The following is a 20,161-nucleotide window of genomic DNA, read 5'->3' on the forward strand; positions in this document are numbered from 1 at the left end:
CGCGCGAGATTGACTTGGCGCACAAGAAGTTCGAGAAGGACTCTGCGTCACGTCAATCTCGGCGCGGGTCAGCCTGCGACAAGACGGTTGGCGCAGGCGATCACGGCGCGCAACGCCGACTGGGTGGGGTCCTCGGCCCAGCCCATCGCCCACCGGTCGTGGCGGCCGTTGGCACCCCTGACGAAGGTGGCGGTGTGCGCACCGGATTGCAGTTGGTGGAAGGCCATCATCTCCACGCCGATGCCGCGCTCGTAGAGCATCGCGGTCAGCGCGGCGAGCGGTCCACTGGCCTGGGCGATCGCCGTTTCGATGCGATCGCCGAGCGCCAGGGTGGCGCGGAAGGTGTGGGCCTGCGCACCGCACCTGCTCGATGGCCGGCCGGCCTGGTCGGACTCCCAGGTGCCGAGCCGAACCGGGCCCGAGCTGGGGCTGTACCGGGCGATGAACGCACTCCAGGACAGGGTTGCGGCGTCTTCGCGCACGCCGTGCGGTAGCGGCGCGCAGAACCGTGGCGACGGATCCGGGATGGTGGTGATGGGGCTCATGATGCGGTCTTCTCGTAGTACTCGAGGGGACCGACGTCGGCGCAGCTGATGACCCACAGCGGGGGGTCGGTCTGGATCAGACCCCGCTGTGGGTTGCTACTACGAGACGCGCACTATGCACGGTCGCCGATGGTAGACCTCGCCGCGACGGCGGTGCAAACGGGTTTCGGAAGCCCCGCCCACCTTCATCGAATCTTCATCGAACGACTAGCGAAAGCCCCGCCAGCGGCGGCAACCCTCGAAGAACAGGACGTGCGGCGCGCCGCCGCGCGTACCCGACCGAGAGGACCCCATCACGATGGACACCCGTTCGGCGGGTGCGGCACCGGTGGTCTGCGGCGCTCTGCGGGGCCGCCGCAGCATCGCCTGAACGCGGGCAACGAGTTCGCGGGGGCTGAACGGCTTGGTCATGTAGTCGTCGGCGCCCACCGACAGCCCGACGATGGTGTCCACCTCGGTGTCCCGTGCGGTCAGCATTACGACGTAGGCGTCGGAGAATGTTCGCAGCTGGCGGCAGACCTCCAACCCGTCGATACCGGGCAGGCTCAGGTCGAGGATCACCACATCGGGGTCGCACTCCCGGGCCAGGCGCAGAGCGTCGGTTCCGTCGGCCGCAGAGGTCACCTCGAAGTGTTCCCGCGTGAGATAGGCGGCGACGACTTCGGCCAGGGCGATCTCGTCGTCGACGACGAGTGCCCGATGACTGGCCGCTGTGGTCTCTCTAGGAGTCTCCGAGCGAGTCGATCGCCGTCTGCAGTTTGGCGCCGACCTCGTCGGCGACCGGCCGCAGTGCCGCATCGCCGGTCACCTCGACGAGCAGCTGCGGGTTCATCGCCTCGACGACCACCGAACCTTCGTGGTCCGGGTCGGTGCGTACGACGACGTTGCACGGAAGCAACAGCCCGATCTGGCGGTCGATACTCACGGCGCGATGGGCCAGGGGCGGGTTGCAGGCCCCCAGAATCAGGTAGTCGCCGAGGTCGTCGCCGGCGGCGGCGCCGAGTTTCTTGCTCAGCGTGGCTTTCATGTCGATCTCGGTGAGCACCCCGAAGCCCTGGGCCGCCAGCGCCTCCCGGGTGCGCTCGACGGCGTCGCCGAACGAGGCCTTCAGCGTGGTTGACAGAGCGATGCTCATCGTGACTCCCCCTTGAGTTGGTGCGGATCAGGCAAGCGCCAGGAACAACTTCTCCAGCTCCGCCTCGCTCATCGGAGCGCCGCCGTCGGCCGCGGTACCGCTGACGCATTCGCGCAGCCCAGTCGCCACGATCTTGAAACCAGCCCGGTCGAGTGCCCGCGAGACTGCGGCCAGCTGGGTGACGACGTCCTTGCAATCGCGACCCTGCTCGATCATCGAGATCACACCGGTGAGCTGACCTTGTGCTCGGCGCAGCCGGTTGAGCACCGCGGCAATGGCGTCTTCGTCTCCGACCATGACAACCCTCCTGAGGTTCTGTGGGGTCAAGCGTACCCGTAGGGGTATAACGACACGCGCGAGGAATTCATCCCCGGGTACCGCGTCACGGTGGCGGAATACCCTGCGGGGTATTCTGCGTTCAACGTTAGTAATACCCGAGGGGGTACCAAAACCTATCTGAAAGGACCACATCCAATGAGCACCGTGAACCTCAGTCTCGACGACTTCGAGTCGACGATCACCAGCAAGCCGATCGTGATCGTGGACTTCTGGGCCTCGTGGTGCGGCCCGTGCCGCGCCTTCGCCCCGGTCTTCGACCGCTCCGCACACGCCCACCCCGACGTCGTGCACGCGAAGGTCGACACCGAGGCCGAACAGGAACTCGCCGCCGCATTGCAGATCCGGTCGATACCCACGGTCATGGCGTTTCGTGACGGCATCCTGGTCTACAGCCAGCCGGGCGCGATGCCCGCACCCGCTCTCGAGGAGCTGATCACCAAGGTCGCCGAACTCGATATGGACGAGGTCCGTGCGACCATTGCTGCGCGCAAAGACACCGCCCACGCCTAGTCTTCACAACAGAGGAGTGATCATGTGCTACCCCGTTGAGTGCCCGAGCTGCCACAAGATCACGTGGGCAGGCTGCGGCGAACACGTCGCCGACGTGCAGCGTTCGGTGCCGGCCAACCAGTGGTGCACCTGCGCGGCCAACCAGCCGGCAAACCGCTGACTGCTGCTGCGCCACAGGGCTATTCGGCCACCGACAGCGCATCCAGGAACACCGGCAGGAACGGGCGGTGATTGGCCGCTCCCGCACGCCGGAACGGCATGCTGTCCCGCGATGCCGCATACCACTGAGCCCGGCTGACCCCCGAGAGGTCCAGCGTGTGACCGCACACCGCGGCCAGGGTGTGCAGCAGCAGCGTCCCGGTGCGGCCGTTGCCCTCGCGGAACGGGTGCACCTGGTTGTAGTCGACGTACCACCGGGCGAACTCGTAGGCCAGGCGGGCGGTGTCGGTGATGTCCAGCTCGTCGGGCAGAGCCCGTGCCCGCCGCTCCAGCTCGGAAACCGCATCGGCGAGGTCGGCCTGCCAGGCGAACACGGTGTCACCCCGGCGCAGTTCGGTGACCCGCAATCGTCCGGCCCAGGAGTAGACGTCGGCGAAGACGTGCTGGTGCAGAGTGCAGATGTCGAGATCGGCGACGCCGGCTCGGCCCGCAGCCAGGCGCTGGTGCCACTGGGCGGTGCGTCCGGCGGTTGCGACGAACTCCAACTCTGCGAGCACCTCGGCCGAATCGGTACCGAAGTTGTTGCGCAGCATGGTCGTTCCCGGAATGAGGTAGGGACGCCGCCGGCGAAAGCTGCGTCGCGGCGCTCGCGGCGGCGGGTGACGCGCCCGGTGCTCGGCGAGGTAGTCGGCGAATGCGCGCTCGCCACATATCAATTCGGCCAGGGTCGCCAGGTGGTGATCGGTCGGCCGCCAGCCCTCGAGTCGCTGCGCCGCCACTGTCTGGTGGAGGCCGTGCCGCAATCCGGGTGAGAGCCGATCCATGGGGTTCATCCGGGCGGCGGCTAGTGCGGTATCGAGGACAGAAAGGCCAGTTTGCGCCTGATGCCGCTGACCTCCCGAGCCACCGTGCGCACCGTGGCCCGCTCCTGTGGCGCCAGTGCCGATATCGACACGGTGTCATCCACCGGCTTGCCGTCCAGCCACGGTCCGGTCCGCAGGCGCCAGCGAATCCGCGACAGCGCGACGTAGCAGTCCCGCAGGCTCGACGCGTCGTCGCTGTCGAGCACCGAAGCCGCCGCCGCGTCGTTGAGACGCTCCATGGTGGTCAGCGCGTCCGAGCCCGCCGACAGCGCGCCCCAGCGGGCGATCTTCACGATCGGGTCGATCACGGCAGCCTTGAGGTCTGCCCGGTCGACCTGGGTGGCAAAGATGCGCAATCGGCCCGGGATCGAGGCTCGCACATAGGTGGCGTCCTGCAGCATCGACTTGCGCGCGATCGCATGCCGCCGCGCCGCCGCGATCGCGTGCGGCCGAAGCCGTTCGCGCCGTTCAGTTTCGGTGACGCTCCACGCGTCGGCCAGCAGCCCGAGCATCACCACACCGCGGTCCGACTCGGGTTCTGCCGCCCACCGCTCGATGCCCTCGGCCCAGCTCATGTCGCGCCGGCAGAACCGCAGCCGGCTGCCCAGCACCCCGTTGTCGTCGAGCAGCAGACCGCACGACTCCAGCAGCGTGTGCACCTCGGCGGCCAGCGTCAGCGCCCGGGACTTGCCCTCGTCGTCGACGTCGTCGGCCAGCGCGACCAACGTCTCGACATCGGAACCGGGCACGGCCTCACCGCGGCCGACGCTGCCCGAGACGAACCACGTCCACCGCGGCTCCGGCCCCTGCTCGACACCGGCGACCAGCCGCGCCGCTGTCGCCACCGTGCTGCGCATCGCCTCCGACCAGCCCGCGGCCAGCGCCAGCGTCGGCGTGTGGCGGCCCAGTTCAGCGGCGACGGCCTGCTGAGCCCGCTTGACCGCAGCGCGCAGAGCCTGCTCGTCACCGGCGGCGTCGATGTCAGCGACCGTCGCCACCATGTTCCGGCTGGACTCGGATTCGGCGGGCATGAGGATGATTGTGGCCTGCCCGGGCGCGGCCCGTGCGACCTTGGCGTGGTCACGCAGATGTGATGCGGCGGAAACCGTCACGACAAACTTCTGACCTAAATTTCTGTCACATGACAGTTATTAGCTCCGGGTCAACGGCGATCCGGCCCCTCCCGACCACAGGAGCACACACCACATGACCGCAACCTTCGATCCGGCGATCTCGTCCGAAGAGGACGCCGAGACACTCTCCGAACTGGGCTACACCCAGGAACTGCACCGTGGCATCGGCGGGTACGCCGCCTTCGCCTCGGGCTTCTCCTTCGTGTCGATCCTGACGACTGTATTCGCCTTCTTCCCTTTGGGCTTCGCACTCGGCGGGCCGGCCTTCTTCTTCACCTGGCCGATCGTGTTCGTCTGCCAGTTCTGCGTATGCCTGATCTTCGCCGAACTGTCCGGAAAGTTCCCCGTCGCCGGGGCCATCTACCAGTGGTCACGGCGGCTGGCCGGAAACGCCGTCGGCTGGTTCGCCGGCTGGTTCATGTTGATCGGCTACATCGTCAGCATCGCCGCACTGGCCATCGCCATGCAGACGGTGCTGCCGCCGATCTGGAGTGGCTTCCAGCTGGTCGGCACCGACATCGACCCGCTGTCGGTCGACGGTGCCACCAACGGCATCATTCTTGGCTCGATCACGATCGTGCTCTGCACGATCATCAGCGCCGCGGGTGTGAAGTTCATGGCCCGCATCACCGTCACCGGCGTCACCATCGAGATCATCGGTGTGGTGCTGATCATCGCGGCGATGTTCTTCACCGCCGAGCGCAATCCGGTACAGGCCGTCGCGGACACCGGCGGCCACGGCAGCGGCATCCACTACCTGCCCGCATTCCTGGCCTCCATGCTGATGGCCGCCTACGTGATGTACGGATTCGACAGTGCCGCAGAGCTTTCCGAGGAGACCAGGGATCCCCGCCGCACCGCCCCCAAGGCCATCGTCAACGCGCTGCTGGTCTCGTTCGTCGGCGGCGGCCTGATGATCCTGGCTGCGCTGATGTCGGCACCCCAGTTGGGCGACGACCTCGCGACCGGCGGCATGGCATGGGTGATCGAGAGCCAGCTCGACACCTGGCTGGGCAAGACCCTGCTGGCTCTGGTCGCGGTGGCGATGTTCTCGGCCACGTTGGCCATCCAGGCCTCGGCATCGCGGGTGATGTTCTCGATGGCCCGCGACAACCGGCTGCCCTTCGGCAAGTTCCTCGCCAGGGTCAACAAGCGCACCGGCACCCCGGTGATCACCGGTATCGCGGTGAGCCTGCTGGCCATCCTGGTGCTGTTGGTCAACCTCGGCCAGTCCAGCGTGTTCGCCGCGATCGCATCGGTGTCGGTGGTGATCGTGTACCTGGCCTACCTGATGGTGACCGTGCCCGCGTTGATCCACCGGCTGCGCGGCACCAGCCTGTCCTACGGGCCGCCGGTGATGGACCTCGGTAAGTGGGGCATCCCGGTGAATCTGATCGCCGTGGTGATGGGCGGACTGCTGGTGATCAACATCGGCTGGCCGCGCCAGGAGGTATACAACCCGGCGGGCGACTCGTGGATCCTGCAGTACTTCGCGCTGATCTTCACCGCCGCCACCCTGATCGTCGGCTATGCAGCCTACCGGGTGGTCAAGGACCGCGAGGGCGCACCGGACCCGGTCGACGCTCTGGTCGGCAAGAAGAAGTAGCCGGGCCTCCGGCCTTCACCGCGAGCAGGCGCAAAATCGCACGAATCCGGCCCGGCCGGTGCGATTTTGCGCCTGCTCACCGGTCGTGGGGTGGGGTGCCGTTCAGGTGAACGGGTTGTCGCCGGCGGCGACCCGCTCCCCCAGCCCGATCAGCCGGCTGGCCGAATCATGCAGCCGCTCACCGGCTTCCCGGTGTGCCTGCCCGGCCAGGTACCGCGAGTAGGTGCCCTCGATGACGATCGCCAGCTTGAAGCACGCCATCGCCACATACCAGTCCAGGTGCTCGGTGGATCTGCCGCCGGCGTCGGCGTACGCGGCGATCAGTTCGCTTCGGTTCGGCAGACCCCCCAGCGCGGCCAGTTCCCGCCCGGCATTGATCGGGTCGGGATCATGCGGCCAGCACACCAGGATCCAGCCGAGGTCCAGCAGCGGATCGCCGACGGTGCACATCTCCCAGTCGACGAATGCCGCCACTTCGGGCACCTCGCGCCGCAGCAGCGTGTTGTTCAGGTGGGCGTCGCCGTGCATGATGGCCGGCTCGGCGTCGGGCGGGCGGTATTCGCCGAGCCAGTCCGCAAGCCGGTTCACCTTGAGTGACTCCGGACGGTAGCGCTCGTGACGGTAGCTCTCCAGCAGTGTGAGGAAGTTCGGAACCTGGCGCTGCAGAAAGGATCCCGGCCGTTGCAGCCGCTCCAGCGGACGGCCCCGCCACGGTGCCCGGTGCAACCCGGCCAGCGCGGCGGCATAGTTGAGGCCGACCTGGTGTCGCAGCGCCGGGTCGGCGGCGTAGGCCGGGGCGACCTCGGTGGCCGGGTTGAACCCGTCGACCTCGGCCATCAGGTAGAAGACCACCCCGAGCACGTCGAGATCCTCGCAGGCCGCCACGATCTGCGGGTGCGGCGCGTCACTGCCGGAAAGGGTTCGTAGCACGGCGATCTCACGCTGCATGGTGCGGTTGCTGTTGGGCCGGGGATGCGGCGGCGGTCTGCGCAACACCAACGGCCGGCCGTCGAGCCGTAGCCGGGCGACCACGTTCTGGGTACCCCCGGCCAGTGGTTCGACGTCGGTCACCTCGGAGCCGATGCCGTTGGCCCGCACCCAGTTGGTCAGCGCCGTCACGGCCGCGTCGTCGATCGTGGCCGGGACCTCGGCGGCCCAGTCAGTGGTGTCGGCCATCGTCAGCAGATGCGCGGAAGTTGTTCACCCAGTTCGCGTTCGATCACCCGGGTGGTCCCGAAGGCCGTGCGCCCGACGACCATTCCCGGATGCACCTCAACCGCCCGACCGATGATGACCGCGTCGGCTCCTTCGGGCCGAGATCGCATGGCCGCCAGCACGGCCTCGCTGTGCGCGGGGTCGACAAACGCCACCAGCTTGCCCTCGTTGGCGACCTGCAACGGGTCCAGACCCAGGAAGCTGCAGGCCGATGCCACGGTCTCGGGCACCGGTATCAGATGCTCGTCGAGTTCGACGCCGACGCCCGCCGTGCGGGCGATCTCGACCGTCGAGGCGACCAGGCCGCCGCGGGTGGGGTCGCGCAGCGTGTGCACCGCGTTCGGGTCGCCGACCGCCGCCAGCATGGCGGCCACCAGTCGGTGCAGTGGCGCGCTGTCGGTGGTCACGGTGGTGCCGAAGTCGATACCTTCGCGCACACTCATGATGGCCACGCCGTGCTCACCGATGTTTCCCGAGATGATGATGTGGTCGCCGGGGCGGGCCTGGTCGGGTCCGATGCGCAGCCCGTCGGGCACCACACCGACACCGGCGGTGTTGATGAAAAGCCCGTCCGCGCCGCCCTTTCCGACCACCTTGGTGTCGCCGGTGACGATGCCGACGCCGGCGTCGCCAGCGGCTTTGCCCATGGTCTGCGCGATCGCGCCGAGCACCTCGAGTTCCAGTCCCTCCTCGATGATGAACCCGGCGGTCAGTGCCAGTGGCTGCGCACCGCTCATGGCGAGGTCGTTGATGGTGCCGTTGACGGCGAGGTCACCGATGTTGCCGCCCGGGAAGAACAGCGGGTTGACGACGTAGGAGTCGGTGGTCAGTGCGATCCGGCCGCCTGCGACGTCGAGCAGTGCGGAATCCCGCGCGGGACCGCCTGCCGACCCGAACGCCGGCAGGAACAGGTTCTCGATCAGTTCCTCGGAGAGGATGCCGCCGCCGCCGTGACCCAGCAGGATGCGTTTGGTCTCGCGCAGCGGCAGCGGGCACACCCAGTCCGACGGATCGATGGACGTAACGGGTTGCTCAGACATTCGCCGCCGTTTCCAACCGCCGGAATTGGTAGTACGCCGCGCATGCCCCTTCACTGGAGACCATCGTGGCGCCCAGCGGTGTGCGCGGGGTGCAGGTGGTGCCGAACGCGGGGCACTGGTTGGGCTTGAGCAGACCCTGCAGCACCTCTCCGGCGTGGCACTCCGCGGACTCCGCCACGGTCAGATGCCCCACCCCGAACTTGCGTTCGGCGTCGAACGCGGCGTACTTGTCCGACAGCGCCCAGCCGGATTTCGGGATCATGCCGATGCCGCGCCACTGCCGGTCGGTCACGGTGAACACGTCGGCCAGCGCCTGCTGCGCGACGGTGTTGCCCTCGTCGCTGACCGCCCGCGGGTAGGCGTTGCGGAGTTCGACCTTGCCCGACTCCAGCAGGTCCACCGCCTGGCGCACGCCTTCGAGCAGGTCGAGCGGTTCGAAGCCGGTCACCACGATCGGCACGCCGAACTTCTCGACCAGCGGGCCGTACTCGGAGGTGCCCATCACGGTGCAGACATGCCCGGCGGCCAGGAAACCCTGGACCCGGTTGGTCGGCGAACTCAGGATCGCGGCCATCGCCGGCGGCACCAGCACGTGGGAGATCAGCACCGAGAAGTTGGTGAGGCCCAGCCGCTGGGCGTGCAGCACCGACATCGCGTTGGCCGGCGCGGTGGTCTCGAAGCCGACGCCGAAGAACACCACCTGTTTGTCGGGGTTCTCGGCGGCAACGCGGGTGGCGTCCAGCGGCGAGTACACGATGCGCACGTCCCCACCGCGGGCGCGCACGCTGAACAGATCCTGGTGGCTGCCGGGCACCCGCAGCATGTCACCGAACGAGCAGAAGATGACGTCGTCGCGCGAGGCGATCTCCAGCGCCCGGTCGATCATCTCCAGCGGGGTCACACACACCGGGCAGCCGGGTCCGTGGATGAACTCGACGGCCCCGTCGAGCAGCTGGTCGATCCCGTTGCGGATGATCGAATGCGTTTGTCCGCCACAGACTTCCATGATCGTCCACGGGCGGGTCGAGCGTCGCCGGATGGCCTCCACCAGCGCCTTGGCCGCGACCGGGTCGCGAAACTCGTCGAGATACTTCACGCCGGTTCCCTCCTGCCCTGACCTTCGACACCGCTCAGCTCCTCCTCGAGGATGCCGAGGTCTTCGAACATCTTCAGCGTCTCGTGGGCCGAGGCCTCGTCGAGTCGGGTGATCGCGAAACCCGCGTGCACGATCGTGTATTCGCCGATCTCCATATCCGGCAGGTAGGCCAGGCACACCGTCTTGGTGGTGCCGCCGAACTCGACGGTCGACATCCTGGTACCCGCCTCTTCCCAGATCTCGATCACTTTGCCGGGGATTCCGAGGCACATATGCCATTCCTTTCCGGTACTGCCGCCGCGTCGCAGAGCATCGCGGCGGCGATGGTGGCCTGGCCGAGCGCCAGACCTCCGTCGTTGCAGGGGACGATTCGATGAGTCAGGACCTCGAACCCATGCTCGGCGAGCGTCCGCCGAAGTCCTTCTACGAGAAGACGATTAGCGAACACTCCGCCGGTCAAGCCGATCACCGAGATGCCCGCGGCCCGCGCGCACGCGGTGGCCGCGGCAGCCGTCGCACCGATGACGGCATCGTGGAAGCCGGCGGCCAGATCAGCGCTGGGTGTGCCGGCACACAGGCCGGCGACGATGCCGGTGATCACCGGCGCGGGGTCGAGCACCCCGTCGGTGACGGTGAACTCCAGCGGCACCGGCGTGCCGCGGCGCGCCAGGTGCTCGAGTTCGACGGCGGCCTGCCCCTCGTAGGTGACGTCCTGGCAGACGCCGAGCAGGCTGGCCACGGCGTCGAAGAGCCTGCCCATGCTGGTCGTGGCCACACAGCCCAGCCCGCGGGGGATCTGCTGGCCCAAGATGTGCAGCGCGGTGGCGTCCAGGGATGCCACCGGCGGCAGGTCGGCCGTCCACGGCACGCCGGCCCGGCTCAACAGATCCAGTGCGATACGCGCGGGCTGGCGGGCCGCACCGTCGCCGCCGGGCAACGCGAACTCACGCAGGTGCCCCACCCGGGTGAACCGGGCGGCGTCGCTGACGGCCAGCAGTTCTCCGCCCCAGATCGTGCCGTCGGTGCCGTAGCCGGTGCCGTCGTAGGTGACGGCGATGACCGGGGTGCCCAGCCTGCCGTGTTCGGCCAGCAGGGACACCGCGTGCGCGTGGTGGTGCTGCACGGCGATGACGGGCCGGCCTGCGGCATACCGCTGCGCCCATGCCGTGGTGGCGTAGCCGGGATGCAGGTCGCGGACGATCACCTCGGGCCGACGGTCGGTCATGAAGGCCAGGTGCTCGAAGGCAGCCTCGAAACAGCTCTGGGTGCGCGGGTCCGCCATGTCGCCCAGATGTGACGACATGTGCGCGTAGCCCGCCCGATTATCAGAGCCGCCCATCAGGCAGAACGTCGTCTTCAGATCGCCACCGGTGGCCAGGATGGCCCGCTCGAGGCCCGGGTGCGGCACCGACACCGGCAGCGGCGCGTAGCCGCGGGAGCGGCGCAGCGGCAGCTCGTTGCCCTCGTCGTCGATGGTGACCACCGAGTCTTCGCAGGGCACATGGATGGGCCGGTCGTGGGTTAGCACGGCGTCGGCCAACCCGTCGATCCACGACAGGTCGGCATCCCGGAACACGATCGGCGAGCCACCCTGGTTGGCCGAGGTCATCACCAGCGGCACGGTGCCCGATGTCGCCGGCCCAGCGGCTCCAGTGCCCGATGTCGCCGGCCCGGCGGCTCCAGTGCCCGATGTCGCCGGCCCAGCGGCTCCAGTGCCCGATGTCGCCGGCCCAGCGGCTCCGCCCAACCGGTCGAACAGCAGATGGTGCACCGGGGAGTACGCCAGCATCACGCCCAGTTCGCCGAGGCCAGGAGCCACCTCGTCGGCCACGATGCCGTGCCGGCGGGGCACCAGCACGATCGGTGCCGCCGGGGAGCTCAGCGCCGCCGACGCGGCGTCGCTCAGGACGGCGACCTCGGCTGCCCCGGCCAGGTCGGCCACCATGACCGCCAACGGCTTGGTCGGCCGGGTTTTGCGGCGACGCAGTTCGGCGACCACGTTCACGTCGTCGGCACGGCAGGCCAGGTGGAAGCCACCGATGCCCTTGATCGCGACGATCGCCCCGGCCAGCAACGCCGACACCGCCGCACCGATCGGGTCGGCGTCGTCCGCCTCCCCCGCCGCGGGCCGCCACTGCAGGCGGGGTCCGCAGTCCGGGCAGGCGATGGTCTGCGCATGGAACCGGCGATCCATCGGGTCGTGATACTCCGCCGCGCACGCCGGGCACATCGGGAAGGCGGCCATGGTGGTCGTCGGCCGGTCATACGGCAGGTCGGTGATCACGGTGTAGCGGGGGCCGCAGTTGGTGCAGGTGATGAACGGGTGGCCCGATCGCCGGTCGGCCGGGTCGCGCATTTCCCGCAGACAGTCCGCGCACACCGCGACGTCGGGTGGGACCAGCGTGCGGGAGTCGTCACCACTACGGCTGTCGATGACGTGAAAGCCCTTGTCGCCCTTGGCTTCCACGGGATGGGCGCGGAGCGTGTCGATACGGGCCATCGGCGGCGGGCGGTGGCCGATCGCGAGCACCGCGGCGTCGACGTCGGCGGGCGGCCCCTCGAGTTCGGCGTGCACCGACCCGGCGTCGTTGAACACGAAACCGCTCAGCCCGTGCTCGGCGGCGATCCGGGCGACCGCGGGGCGAAAGCCGACGCCCTGCACCACACCGGTGACGTCGAGACGCACCCGCACGTTCATCAGCTCACCCGTATCTCAGCCCACCGGCCGCAGGGGTAGAAAGGTGCTCATGAACCTCCGCAGCGATGACACGGCTACCCGCGAAGGTGGGCTGTCAGCGCGGGCAAGTGCCACTCACGGTAGTCCCGGACCCCTATGACCACAATCACATTCCGGCACCAAAATCCTGCGCTTTTCCGCCCCCAAACAGGCCCGATCCGCGCCGCGCCGGACGTAAGGTGCAGGCCTGCACGATCCGGGGTGATTGGGGTGAAGGGGTAGTGGCCGACGGTGCATGAATTGTCGCTGTGCCATGCGATCGCCGGAGTGGTCAGGCCGTACGCCCAGGACCGGCGCATCGACGTGGTGCACGTTCAGATCGGCGCGCTACGCCAGGTGGTGCCGGAGTCACTGTCGTTCTGCTGGAGCATGGTCCGCGAACACGAAAGCATGCCCGAGGCCGAGCTGGTGCTGGAGTGGGTCACCGCCGAAGTCCATTGCCGCGGATGTGGGAAGCAGTCCGAGATCACCTCACGGTGGTCGGTCAGCTGCCCGCAGTGTGAGAGCGCCGATGTCGAGGTGGTCCGCGGCAATGAGTTCATGGTGACCTCCCTCGACGTGTCCTGATCGACGAGCGAAAGGTCTTCACCATGGGTCGATTTCACCGCCACGACGACGGCACCGCGCACGACCACGACCACGACCACGACCACGACCACGGTGACCACAGCGGGTACGGCACCGGTTCGCAACGGATCGAGGTCCTCGAGTCGATCTTCGCCGAGAACGACACCCGCGCCGACATCAACCGGTCGGCCTTCCAGGCCAACGGCATCCGCGCGCTGAACCTGATGAGCTCACCGGGTTCGGGCAAGACCACCGTGCTGGCGGCGACGCTCGACGAGCTTGCCGGTGACATCGCCGTCGGCGTCATCGAGGGCGATATCGCCACCGACATCGACGCCGCCCGCCTCGGTGGCCGCGGCGCCCAGATCTCGCTGCTGAACACCAACAACGGTTTCGGTGGGGAATGCCATCTGGACGCCCCGATGGTCAACCGGGCCCTGCAAGGCCTCGACCTGCCCACCCTGGACCTGGTGGTCATCGAAAACGTCGGCAACCTGGTGTGCCCTGCGGAGTTCGACGTCGGTGAACACGCCAAGGCGATGGTCTACTCGGTGACCGAGGGCGAGGACAAGCCGCTGAAGTACCCGGTGATGTTCCGCTCGGTCGACGTGGTGCTGCTGAACAAGATCGATCTGGTGCCCCATCTCGACGCCGACGTCGACACCTACATCGCCCATGTGCGGCAAGTGAATCCGTCGGCGACGATCCTGCCGGTGAGCGCCCGCACCGGTGCGGGGATGGCGGCCTGGTTCGATTGGATCCGTAAATTCACCGCGGCGAAGTCATGACGCCGCGCTGCCCAGGCTGAACCGGACCGCGACCACGCACACGTCGTCGTTGCGCGGCGCCGGGGCCATGGTCTGCGAGAGCCGCTGACATGCCTGCTGCAGCGGTTCGTCAGCCGCCCAGTCCTGGATCAGCCGCTGCGCCCACCGGATTCCGGTCTCGATGTCCTGGCCGCGCCGTTCGATGAGGCCGTCGGTGTAGAGCACCACGATGTCGCCGTCGGCGAGCTTGGTGTAGCCCTGGGCGTAGCTGATGTCCTCGACCGGGCCCAGGACCGGACCGTGGCCGGTGGCAAGCCGCACGACGTCCCCGGTGGCCGCCCGGCGCAGCAGCGGCGGCGGGTGACCCGCCGAGGCGTAGGACAGTGACCTGTCGCCGGGGTCGAAGATCGCGACGCTCATGGTGGCGAACTTGCCGTGGCTGGCATGCCGGGTAAACGTGTTGAGCTCACCGAGCAGCCGCGCCGGGGAGAGTCCCTGCAGCGCCATCGCCCGGGCGGCGCTGCGCAGTTGGGCCATGTCCTCCACCGCGGGCAGTCCGTGGCCGACCACATCGCCGACCGTCACATAGGTGCGGCCCTGCCGCAGAGCCATGGCGTCGTACCAGTCGCCACCCAGTCCGTGCACCGCATCGGCCGGTTCGTAGCTGATCGCCACGTCGATACCGTCGATCGCCGCCGGGCTGCTCGGCAGCACCGCGGCCTGCAGGACGGCGGCGCGGGCATGCTCGTCGGCGTAGACCCGCGCGCGGACCAGCGCCTGGGAGATCATCGTCGCCACCGCCGACGCGTAGGCCAGTTGGGCGGTGTCCAGCGGTTGCGGCCGGTCCCACACCAGGACCAGCGCCCCGATCGACTTGCCACCGCCGGTCAGCGGCCAGCTGACCGTACAGACGGCTCCGCTGGCCGCCAGCCACGCGGCGTTGTCGGGATACCTGCGCTGGTAGTCCGCCTCGCTGCGGATGACCACCGGCTGCCCGGTGCGGACGACCTCGCAGGCCGCGATCTGTTCGTCGAGGGACACCCCGCGACCGAACCTGGCTACGACCGGCTCCGGATATCCGGCCATCGTCACCCACTCGAGTCGGGTTCCGTCCGGTGACACCAGTCCGAAGTTGAGCGCTGCAGCGCCGGCGTCGTTGAGCACCTGCGATTTCACCGCGTCGCCGATCTGCTCCTGGGTCAGCGCGCCGGACAGCAGCTGGCCGAGCCGGGCCAGCGTCTCCAGGCGCAGCCGTTCGCGCCGTTCGGCCTGCTGCTGCCTGACCGCGGCGACCCGGCCCGCGGCCTCCTGGGCGATGAGCATCGATACCAGGACGACGACCGCGATGAAGGCCTGGGCAACCGCCAGCCGCCCGGGCGCCGGGAGGTCCAGCTGCGCGAAGGTGCCGTAGCCGGCGTCGGTCATGACGTTGGCGGCCAGGGCCAGTACCGCTCCGGCCAGCGCGGCACCGAGGACGTCGAGCCGAAAGGCCGCCCACGCCATCACGGGCAGCAGGAAAAGCGCCGGCGGTACGGCGGTGGCGAACGCCGCCACCGACAGCGCCGCCGTAGCGAGCAGAGTCAGGGCCGTCTCGAGCTTGCGGGCGGCGAGAATGTGACTCTGCTTGGGCCACAGGAGAATTGGTGCGCCGATCACCAGCACGCCGATGCCGTCGCCTGCCCACCAGTGCAGCACGGCCGACGGTAGCCACGCTCCGTCACGGATCGCGACGGTGACGAGCCCGCCGATCAGGGCGCCCGCCAGCGGACCCAGCACCCCGGCCCCGGCGACGAAGCGGGCCAGGTCATCACGCCGGCGCAGATCGGGCGGCCCCTTGCACCATCGGTGCACCACCGATGCGCCGACCAGTGGTTCGACCACATTGGCCGCGGCGAAGCCGGCCGCCGCGGGCCAGCCTGCGCCGTAGCGCAGATCGACGGCAAGTTCGGCGACGACGATCGCAGCGACGATCACCGGCCACAGCGACCGGCGCGTCAGGAGCATCGCGGCCACCGTCACCCCGGCCGCGGGGAAGAACGCCGGACCGACGCCGCCGCCTAACGTCTGCCACGACAGGACGGCCCCGACGACGTAGGCCAGAGCTACCCAACCGAACAGACCCGATGCCGCTCCCACACGGTCCTGACGGTTAGCGCCGGTCAAACAGGCTCACCCTTCGACGACTCGGCGAACGAAAAGAGCACCCGCCGAGCCTAGTCATAGCTGTACGGCGGGCGCAGCCGAACCACCCGAGTGATTCGGCACCACCCGGAGCAGGTGCCCTCAGTAGACGAATCATGTTGTCGTCGGCGGTCTTTCGACGACGAAAGTGGCTTCCACCTCGGCGCTGACCTCCACATCCTGCGGACACAGCACGAACTCGGCGGGGCCGTCGGCCGACGGCGCCCCCTGAGCGAGCATGGCGGCCCTGGCGACCGGCGCGGGCCGGTTCATGCCCGGGTCGCTGACGCTGCGGACGGTCACCGCGCCGAGGTCCAGAGCGTCGGCATAGTCCTGGGCACGCCTGCGCGCCTCCTGCACCGCCCGCTGCCGGGTGTCGCGCTCCACACGCAGCCGGCTGGTCTCGGTCAACTCCCATTCGATGTGATGGATCGACAACCCGTCGACGCCGGCCGCCCACGACACCCAGGTGGCCAGCTCGTCGACGTCGGCGAAGGTGGCCTCGACCGTCACCGAGGCGGCGTGGACCAGGGGTAGTTTCTTGCCGTCCTTGTGCCACGGGCGGTAGGAATTCACCCGCACCTGGTCCACCGAATACCTGGTCACCGGGCCGTCCTCGGGATGGTGGCGTCCTTCGAGGGCGGCCTTGACCTCCGCCAGCGCGGCGGCGACGGCCCGGAACACCGGCTCGGGCTGCGGGCCCTCCAGCGCCAGCGTGGCGTGGACGGTTCCGAGTTCGGGTGCCAGCGTCACCGAGTGTGCGCCGCGGACGTTGATCGCAACATCAGTCATGCGGCCCACCCTAGAGAGATCAGCCGACATGCTCCCGTCGCCGCCGGATGAAGAACTCCACGGCATCGCGAATCGACTCGTGCACGTCGCGCGGCTGCCAGCCCAGTTCACGGACCGCTTTGCCGTGGTCCATCGGCGCCATGATGTCCATCAACCGCACCGAGGTCGGTGTCAGCTGCAGGTCGCGGCGGGTCAGCGCCGCCGCCACGCCGCCGAGGAGCCCTGCGGCGCGCAGCGCCGGCTTGGGAATTCCCCACCGGGGCGCGGGCACCCCCGCGGCCTGCGCGGCGGTCTCGTACAGCTCGCGATAGGGCAGGAACCGCTCCGAGACGATGTAGCGCTCCCCGACCCGGCCGCGTTCGGCGGCCAGCACAAGTGCCTGCGCGGCGTCCACGACGCCGACCACCTCGGTCGCCATCCCGGCCATGTAGAACCCCAACTTCCCGAAGGCCGCGGCGGCCACCAGCGCACCGTGCGGGGTGGGCTGCCAATCCCTGGGCCCGTAGGTGTTGGACACGCACAGCGCGACCGCGGGCAGACCCTTGTCCCGGGCGTAGCTCAACACCAGTTCCTCGGCCTGCACCCGAGACCGGATGTAGTCCCCCGCCTTCGCACCCCAGTCGAACGGGGTGTTCTCGTCGACGGTGCCGCCGTCGCCCAGCCCGATGGTGCCGATGGTGCTGGTGAAGACGAAGCGGTGCAGATCGGCCTCGACGGCGGCGTCGAGCACGTGGCGCAGGCCCTCGACGTTGGTCCGGTAGAGCGGCGCGGCGTCCCGCAGGTAGGCGCGGGTGTCGACGACGCAGTAGTAGACGACGTCGCAGCCGGCCATCGCGGTGCGCAGCGCGTCGTCGTCGAAGATGTCGCCGTAGAAGCGCTGTACGGGCAGGTCGTCGATCGGTCGGGTGGAGCTGGTGCTGCGCAGCATCACTCGCACGGTGTCGCCGCGTTCGACGAGCTGACGCGCCACATGCGACCCGAGGAAGCCGCTCGCCCCGATCACCAGTTTGTCCGCACGCGCCACGTCCGGCAGCATGCCCCATGAGCAGCTGAAAAGACAATGTCGAGAATCTGTTCACCGCCCGTGCGGGATGACCGGGGCGGCGCCGTTCACTAGGATCGGCGGGGTCCGATACTGCGGAGGCTGAGCACCATTTCGTCGACCACTGACCAGACCACGACCGATACACCGGCGACGGCAACCACCCGGCCGCTGTATCTCGGCACCGGCAACGACGTCAGCGCTGCGGCCGACGCACTCGACGCGGCATGGTCGTCGGCGGTACCGCTGAGCGAGACGGAGTTACCCGACTTCACTCCGCAGCGCCGCTGGACCTCGGTGGTGCTGGGCGCGCTGGGCATGGTTGCCCTGGCGACTCTGGTGGCCGCGGTGATCGCGATGGCCAACCGCTCCGCGGAGCCCGCAGGGCCGTCAGCCGTCCCGACGCCCGCTGCCCCGACGACGGCCGCGGCGACCACCACCGCGGTGGCCCCGTCACCGTCGGCCTCCGTCAAGCCCGCCCCAGCACCGCCCTTCTCCAGCGTCACGGCGACGGCATCGACCTTGGCGCCACCACCGGTCCTCCGGCCGGGTGCACCCGAGCCGAAACCCGGTGTGCGCGAACGACTCCACGACCTGTTCCCGCGGCTGTTCCCGAATTCCTAGCCGATGCGCAGAGCCGACCGGTGGGGATCGTCGGCAGGTAGCCACGACGGCCCCTCGGCGGTCTGCAGATCACCGATGTCTGTGGTCAGCGCGTGGACGACGGCGGCCACGGTGGGCCGGTTCTCGTCTCGGCGCGATACCAGCGACCAAGTCCACACCGGCTGGGGTCTGACCACTGAGATCCGCGCGAGATCCTTTGGGATGGGCGTGATTCTGTCTTTGGGCGAATTGAGCACCGGGCATCGCAGCCGCCGAACATGTTCGAAGAACGCGGGTCCGGTGATGCCACCGTCATCGATCCGCACCATTCGCGCGCCGGTGTCGTGCGCGAACTGGGTGGCGTATCTGTTCCACGACGACCAATTGGCGGTGTCCGCGTCAAGCAGGACGACCGTATCCCGGGCGTCGACCGTCCCGGCGCCCGCGTCCGGCCCCACCGCATAGAGAACATCCATCCCGAGCAGCCTGGCCTCGAGACCGTGTTCGTCGAGTTCCTGGCGCTGCAGCCAGCAGATCGCCAGATCGATGGTGTTCTCCGCGACGCGCGTCGCCTGGGTATGCGACGGCAGCACCCACGCGTCGATCCGGAGTTGCGCCACACCGGCGGTGCGCTGGGCCAGATCCGGCGGATACCAGCTGACATACCCGAGCCGGACCGGCTCGACGTCGGCCAGCCCGTCGGCTTGCGTCCGCAACTCGTCGGCATGGGCCAGCAACTCCCGCACCTTCGGCAACAGGGCCGCCCCGGCAGCGGTCAAAACCACCGATCGCCGATCGCGGTCGAACAACGGGACGTGCAGATCGCGCTCGAGCGCCTTGATCTGTTGGGACAGCGAGGGCCCGGCGATGTGCAGCCGAGCCGCCGCCCGGCCGAAGTTCAGTTCCTCGGCGACGGCGACGAAGTAGCGCAGCTGGCGCAGCTCCACGGACCCATCGTAGTTCCCGCCGATCCGTACGAGGTTGAACCTCTCAGCAGCGAGGAGATTGGTCGTGGCCGGCGGACATGTGTGCGGCTGACGATGGTTACACCTGTTGGGCCGCTGATCTGTTGGGCCAATGAATACGGAGGGCAGTTCCATGAGTCAGAAAGTCGCCATCATCACCGGAGCGTCGAGAGGCATCGGCGCGGGACTCGTTCCGGCATACCGCAAGTTGGGATACGCGGTCGTCGCGACGGCCCGCTCGATCGACGAGTCGAACGATCCGATGGTGTGCAATGTCGCCGCCGATATCGCCGAGCCCGGCACCGGGGGGCGGATCGTCGACGCGGCGCTGAGCGCATTCGGCCGGGTCGACACGGTGGTCAACAACGCCGGGATCTTCATCGCCAAACCGTTCACCGACTACACCGACGAGGACTATGCGGCTGTCACCGGAGTCAACCTGCGCGGATTCTTCGACGTCACGCGCAGCGCCGTCGCCGCGATGCTCGCCGGCGGCGAGGGAGGACATGTCGTGAACATCTCGACCAGCCTTGTCGACCATGCCAATTCCCAAGTGCCCTCCGCCCTCGCCTCCCTCACCAAGGGCGGCCTGAGCGCAGTCACCAAGTCGCTGGCCATCGAGTACGCCGGGAGCGGCATCCGGGTCAACGCCCTGGCGCTCGGTGTCATCCGCACGCCCATGCACCCGCCGGAGACCCACGCCGCCCTGGCGGCGCTGCACCCGGTGGGCCGGCTCGGCGACATCGACGACGTCGTGGATGCGGTCGTCTATCTGGAGAACGCACCGTTCGTCACCGGCGAGGTGCTGCACGTCGACGGCGGCCAGAGCGCCGGGCATTGAAATATCAACGCAATATCAACGCGCA

General features: G+C 68.7%; 21 protein-coding genes and 1 pseudogene. 6 read left to right on the forward strand and 16 right to left on the reverse strand.

Annotation, left to right across the window (positions count from 1 at the left end; all coding sequences use genetic code 11):
- Window positions 1-68: 68 nt before the first annotated feature.
- The 4 genes and pseudogenes from HBE64_RS16175 to HBE64_RS16190 all read right to left on the reverse strand — a co-directional run bounded on the left by HBE64_RS16175 (window position 69) and on the right by HBE64_RS16190 (window position 1,977).
- Window positions 69-545 carry a homocitrate synthase gene (locus HBE64_RS16175; RefSeq protein ID WP_167104177.1) on the reverse strand — a complete coding sequence of 159 codons (477 nt, stop codon included), beginning with the start codon at window positions 543-545 and terminating at the stop codon, window positions 69-71.
- Between the two features lie 329 nt (window positions 546-874).
- Window positions 875-1,343 (reverse strand): annotated as a pseudogene (locus HBE64_RS16180) (response regulator transcription factor); the annotation flags it as partial.
- Entirely contained in the window at window positions 1,267-1,680 is a 414-nt protein-coding gene (locus tag HBE64_RS16185) for a DUF302 domain-containing protein (protein WP_167104180.1), read from the reverse strand. The pseudogene HBE64_RS16180 and the gene HBE64_RS16185, both read right to left, overlap by 77 nt.
- Before the next feature lie 27 nt (window positions 1,681-1,707).
- Entirely contained in the window at window positions 1,708-1,977 is a 270-nt protein-coding gene (locus tag HBE64_RS16190; protein ID WP_167104183.1) for a metal-sensitive transcriptional regulator, read from the reverse strand.
- Between the two features lie 177 nt (window positions 1,978-2,154).
- On the opposite strand from HBE64_RS16190, the gene trxA reads away from it, so the two are divergent.
- Window positions 2,155-2,529: a thioredoxin gene (gene trxA, locus HBE64_RS16195; RefSeq protein ID WP_167104186.1), complete on the forward strand. Its 375-nt coding sequence runs from the start codon at window positions 2,155-2,157 to the stop codon at window positions 2,527-2,529.
- A gap of 22 nt (window positions 2,530-2,551) precedes the next feature.
- On the forward strand, window positions 2,552-2,689 hold the full coding sequence (locus tag HBE64_RS16200) for a hypothetical protein (RefSeq protein ID WP_167104190.1): 138 nt from the start codon (window positions 2,552-2,554) through the stop codon (window positions 2,687-2,689).
- A 19-nt stretch (window positions 2,690-2,708) separates the two neighbouring features.
- Here HBE64_RS16200 and HBE64_RS16205 read toward each other — a convergent pair whose 3' ends face one another.
- Together HBE64_RS16205 and HBE64_RS16210 are read right to left on the reverse strand one after the other, a co-directional pair.
- Window positions 2,709-3,512: a Fic family protein gene (locus tag HBE64_RS16205; protein ID WP_167104193.1), complete on the reverse strand. Its 804-nt coding sequence runs from the start codon at window positions 3,510-3,512 to the stop codon at window positions 2,709-2,711.
- A 20-nt stretch (window positions 3,513-3,532) separates the two neighbouring features.
- Window positions 3,533-4,582 carry a putative nucleotidyltransferase substrate binding domain-containing protein gene (locus HBE64_RS16210; protein WP_371744193.1) on the reverse strand — a complete coding sequence of 350 codons (1,050 nt, stop codon included), beginning with the start codon at window positions 4,580-4,582 and terminating at the stop codon, window positions 3,533-3,535.
- A gap of 175 nt (window positions 4,583-4,757) precedes the next feature.
- Between HBE64_RS16210 and HBE64_RS16215 the strand changes: the two genes are divergently transcribed.
- Window positions 4,758-6,290, forward strand: a complete 1,533-nt coding sequence (locus HBE64_RS16215) for an amino acid permease (protein WP_167104196.1) — start codon at window positions 4,758-4,760, stop codon at window positions 6,288-6,290.
- A 102-nt stretch (window positions 6,291-6,392) separates the two neighbouring features.
- Here the strand turns inward: HBE64_RS16215 and HBE64_RS16220 are convergent, their stop codons facing one another.
- Genes HBE64_RS16220 through HBE64_RS16240 form a run of 5 tightly spaced genes read right to left on the reverse strand, consistent with a single transcriptional unit; the run spans window position 6,393 to window position 12,339 of the window.
- Window positions 6,393-7,466 (reverse strand): phosphotransferase family protein, encoded by a 1,074-nt coding sequence (locus HBE64_RS16220; protein WP_167104199.1) that lies wholly within the window; start codon window positions 7,464-7,466, stop codon window positions 6,393-6,395.
- A 2-nt stretch (window positions 7,467-7,468) separates the two neighbouring features.
- The gene (gene hypE / locus HBE64_RS16225) at window positions 7,469-8,545 is read right to left on the reverse strand and encodes a hydrogenase expression/formation protein HypE (RefSeq protein WP_167104202.1); all 1,077 of its coding nucleotides are present in this window, start codon (window positions 8,543-8,545) and stop codon (window positions 7,469-7,471) included.
- Entirely contained in the window at window positions 8,538-9,641 is a 1,104-nt protein-coding gene (hypD, locus tag HBE64_RS16230; protein WP_167104205.1) for a hydrogenase formation protein HypD, read from the reverse strand. The genes hypE and hypD overlap by 8 nt, the downstream gene beginning before the upstream one ends.
- Entirely contained in the window at window positions 9,638-9,913 is a 276-nt protein-coding gene (locus HBE64_RS16235; protein ID WP_167104208.1) for a HypC/HybG/HupF family hydrogenase formation chaperone, read from the reverse strand. Before HBE64_RS16235 ends, hypD begins: the two co-directional genes overlap by 4 nt.
- Window positions 9,886-12,339: a carbamoyltransferase HypF gene (locus HBE64_RS16240; RefSeq protein WP_167104211.1), complete on the reverse strand. Its 2,454-nt coding sequence runs from the start codon at window positions 12,337-12,339 to the stop codon at window positions 9,886-9,888. Before HBE64_RS16240 ends, HBE64_RS16235 begins: the two co-directional genes overlap by 28 nt.
- A gap of 270 nt (window positions 12,340-12,609) precedes the next feature.
- On the opposite strand from HBE64_RS16240, the gene HBE64_RS16245 reads away from it, so the two are divergent.
- Together HBE64_RS16245 and hypB are read left to right on the forward strand one after the other, a co-directional pair.
- Entirely contained in the window at window positions 12,610-12,945 is a 336-nt protein-coding gene (locus HBE64_RS16245) for a hydrogenase maturation nickel metallochaperone HypA (protein ID WP_167104214.1), read from the forward strand.
- A gap of 23 nt (window positions 12,946-12,968) precedes the next feature.
- Window positions 12,969-13,733, forward strand: a complete 765-nt coding sequence (gene hypB / locus HBE64_RS16250) for a hydrogenase nickel incorporation protein HypB (protein ID WP_167104217.1) — start codon at window positions 12,969-12,971, stop codon at window positions 13,731-13,733.
- Here the strand turns inward: hypB and HBE64_RS16255 are convergent.
- From HBE64_RS16255 to HBE64_RS16275, 5 genes are all read right to left on the reverse strand, one after another.
- Window positions 13,728-15,848, reverse strand: a complete 2,121-nt coding sequence (locus HBE64_RS16255) for a SpoIIE family protein phosphatase (protein WP_243841341.1) — start codon at window positions 15,846-15,848, stop codon at window positions 13,728-13,730. The two genes, hypB and HBE64_RS16255, sit on opposite strands and share 6 nt — an antisense overlap.
- A gap of 159 nt (window positions 15,849-16,007) precedes the next feature.
- Entirely contained in the window at window positions 16,008-16,685 is a 678-nt protein-coding gene (locus HBE64_RS16260; RefSeq protein ID WP_167104223.1) for an SIMPL domain-containing protein, read from the reverse strand.
- 19 nt (window positions 16,686-16,704) lie between these two features.
- Complete coding sequence (locus HBE64_RS16265) at window positions 16,705-17,709, reverse strand: NAD-dependent epimerase/dehydratase family protein (RefSeq protein ID WP_243841342.1); 1,005 nt, start codon at window positions 17,707-17,709, stop codon at window positions 16,705-16,707.
- A gap of 89 nt (window positions 17,710-17,798) precedes the next feature.
- The gene (locus HBE64_RS16270; protein WP_167104229.1) at window positions 17,799-18,233 is read right to left on the reverse strand and encodes a hypothetical protein; all 435 of its coding nucleotides are present in this window, start codon (window positions 18,231-18,233) and stop codon (window positions 17,799-17,801) included.
- Between the two features lie 114 nt (window positions 18,234-18,347).
- Window positions 18,348-19,277 carry a LysR family transcriptional regulator gene (locus tag HBE64_RS16275; RefSeq protein WP_167104232.1) on the reverse strand — a complete coding sequence of 310 codons (930 nt, stop codon included), beginning with the start codon at window positions 19,275-19,277 and terminating at the stop codon, window positions 18,348-18,350.
- 151 nt (window positions 19,278-19,428) lie between these two features.
- Between HBE64_RS16275 and HBE64_RS16280 the strand changes: the two genes are divergently transcribed.
- Window positions 19,429-20,136, forward strand: a complete 708-nt coding sequence (locus HBE64_RS16280; RefSeq protein ID WP_167104235.1) for an SDR family NAD(P)-dependent oxidoreductase — start codon at window positions 19,429-19,431, stop codon at window positions 20,134-20,136.
- Window positions 20,137-20,161: the final 25 nt, after the last annotated feature.

Source organism: Mycobacterium sp. DL592, from assembly GCF_011694515.1.
Taxonomy (GTDB): domain Bacteria; phylum Actinomycetota; class Actinomycetes; order Mycobacteriales; family Mycobacteriaceae; genus Mycobacterium.

Excerpts from the sequence above, each read along its gene's own strand:
- trxA (WP_167104186.1), top strand. The coding sequence starts at position 2,155 with ATGAGCACCGTGAACCTCAGTCTCGACGACTTCGAGTCGACGATCACC.
- HBE64_RS16235 (WP_167104208.1), bottom strand. The coding sequence starts at position 9,913 with ATGTGCCTCGGAATCCCCGGCAAAGTGATCGAGATCTGGGAAGAGGCG.
- HBE64_RS16240 (WP_167104211.1), bottom strand. The coding sequence starts at position 12,339 with ATGAACGTGCGGGTGCGTCTCGACGTCACCGGTGTGGTGCAGGGCGTC.
- HBE64_RS16205 (WP_167104193.1), bottom strand. The coding sequence starts at position 3,512 with ATGGATCGGCTCTCACCCGGATTGCGGCACGGCCTCCACCAGACAGTG.
- HBE64_RS16260 (WP_167104223.1), bottom strand. The coding sequence starts at position 16,685 with ATGACTGATGTTGCGATCAACGTCCGCGGCGCACACTCGGTGACGCTG.
- HBE64_RS16190 (WP_167104183.1), bottom strand. The coding sequence starts at position 1,977 with ATGGTCGGAGACGAAGACGCCATTGCCGCGGTGCTCAACCGGCTGCGC.
- HBE64_RS16185 (WP_167104180.1), bottom strand. The coding sequence starts at position 1,680 with ATGAGCATCGCTCTGTCAACCACGCTGAAGGCCTCGTTCGGCGACGCC.
- hypB (WP_167104217.1), top strand. The coding sequence starts at position 12,969 with ATGGGTCGATTTCACCGCCACGACGACGGCACCGCGCACGACCACGAC.
- HBE64_RS16215 (WP_167104196.1), top strand. The coding sequence starts at position 4,758 with ATGACCGCAACCTTCGATCCGGCGATCTCGTCCGAAGAGGACGCCGAG.
- HBE64_RS16220 (WP_167104199.1), bottom strand. The coding sequence starts at position 7,466 with ATGGCCGACACCACTGACTGGGCCGCCGAGGTCCCGGCCACGATCGAC.
- HBE64_RS16210 (WP_371744193.1), bottom strand. The coding sequence starts at position 4,582 with ATGCCCGCCGAATCCGAGTCCAGCCGGAACATGGTGGCGACGGTCGCT.
- HBE64_RS16280 (WP_167104235.1), top strand. The coding sequence starts at position 19,429 with ATGAGTCAGAAAGTCGCCATCATCACCGGAGCGTCGAGAGGCATCGGC.
- HBE64_RS16200 (WP_167104190.1), top strand. The coding sequence starts at position 2,552 with ATGTGCTACCCCGTTGAGTGCCCGAGCTGCCACAAGATCACGTGGGCA.
- HBE64_RS16175 (WP_167104177.1), bottom strand. The coding sequence starts at position 545 with ATGAGCCCCATCACCACCATCCCGGATCCGTCGCCACGGTTCTGCGCG.
- hypE (WP_167104202.1), bottom strand. The coding sequence starts at position 8,545 with ATGTCTGAGCAACCCGTTACGTCCATCGATCCGTCGGACTGGGTGTGC.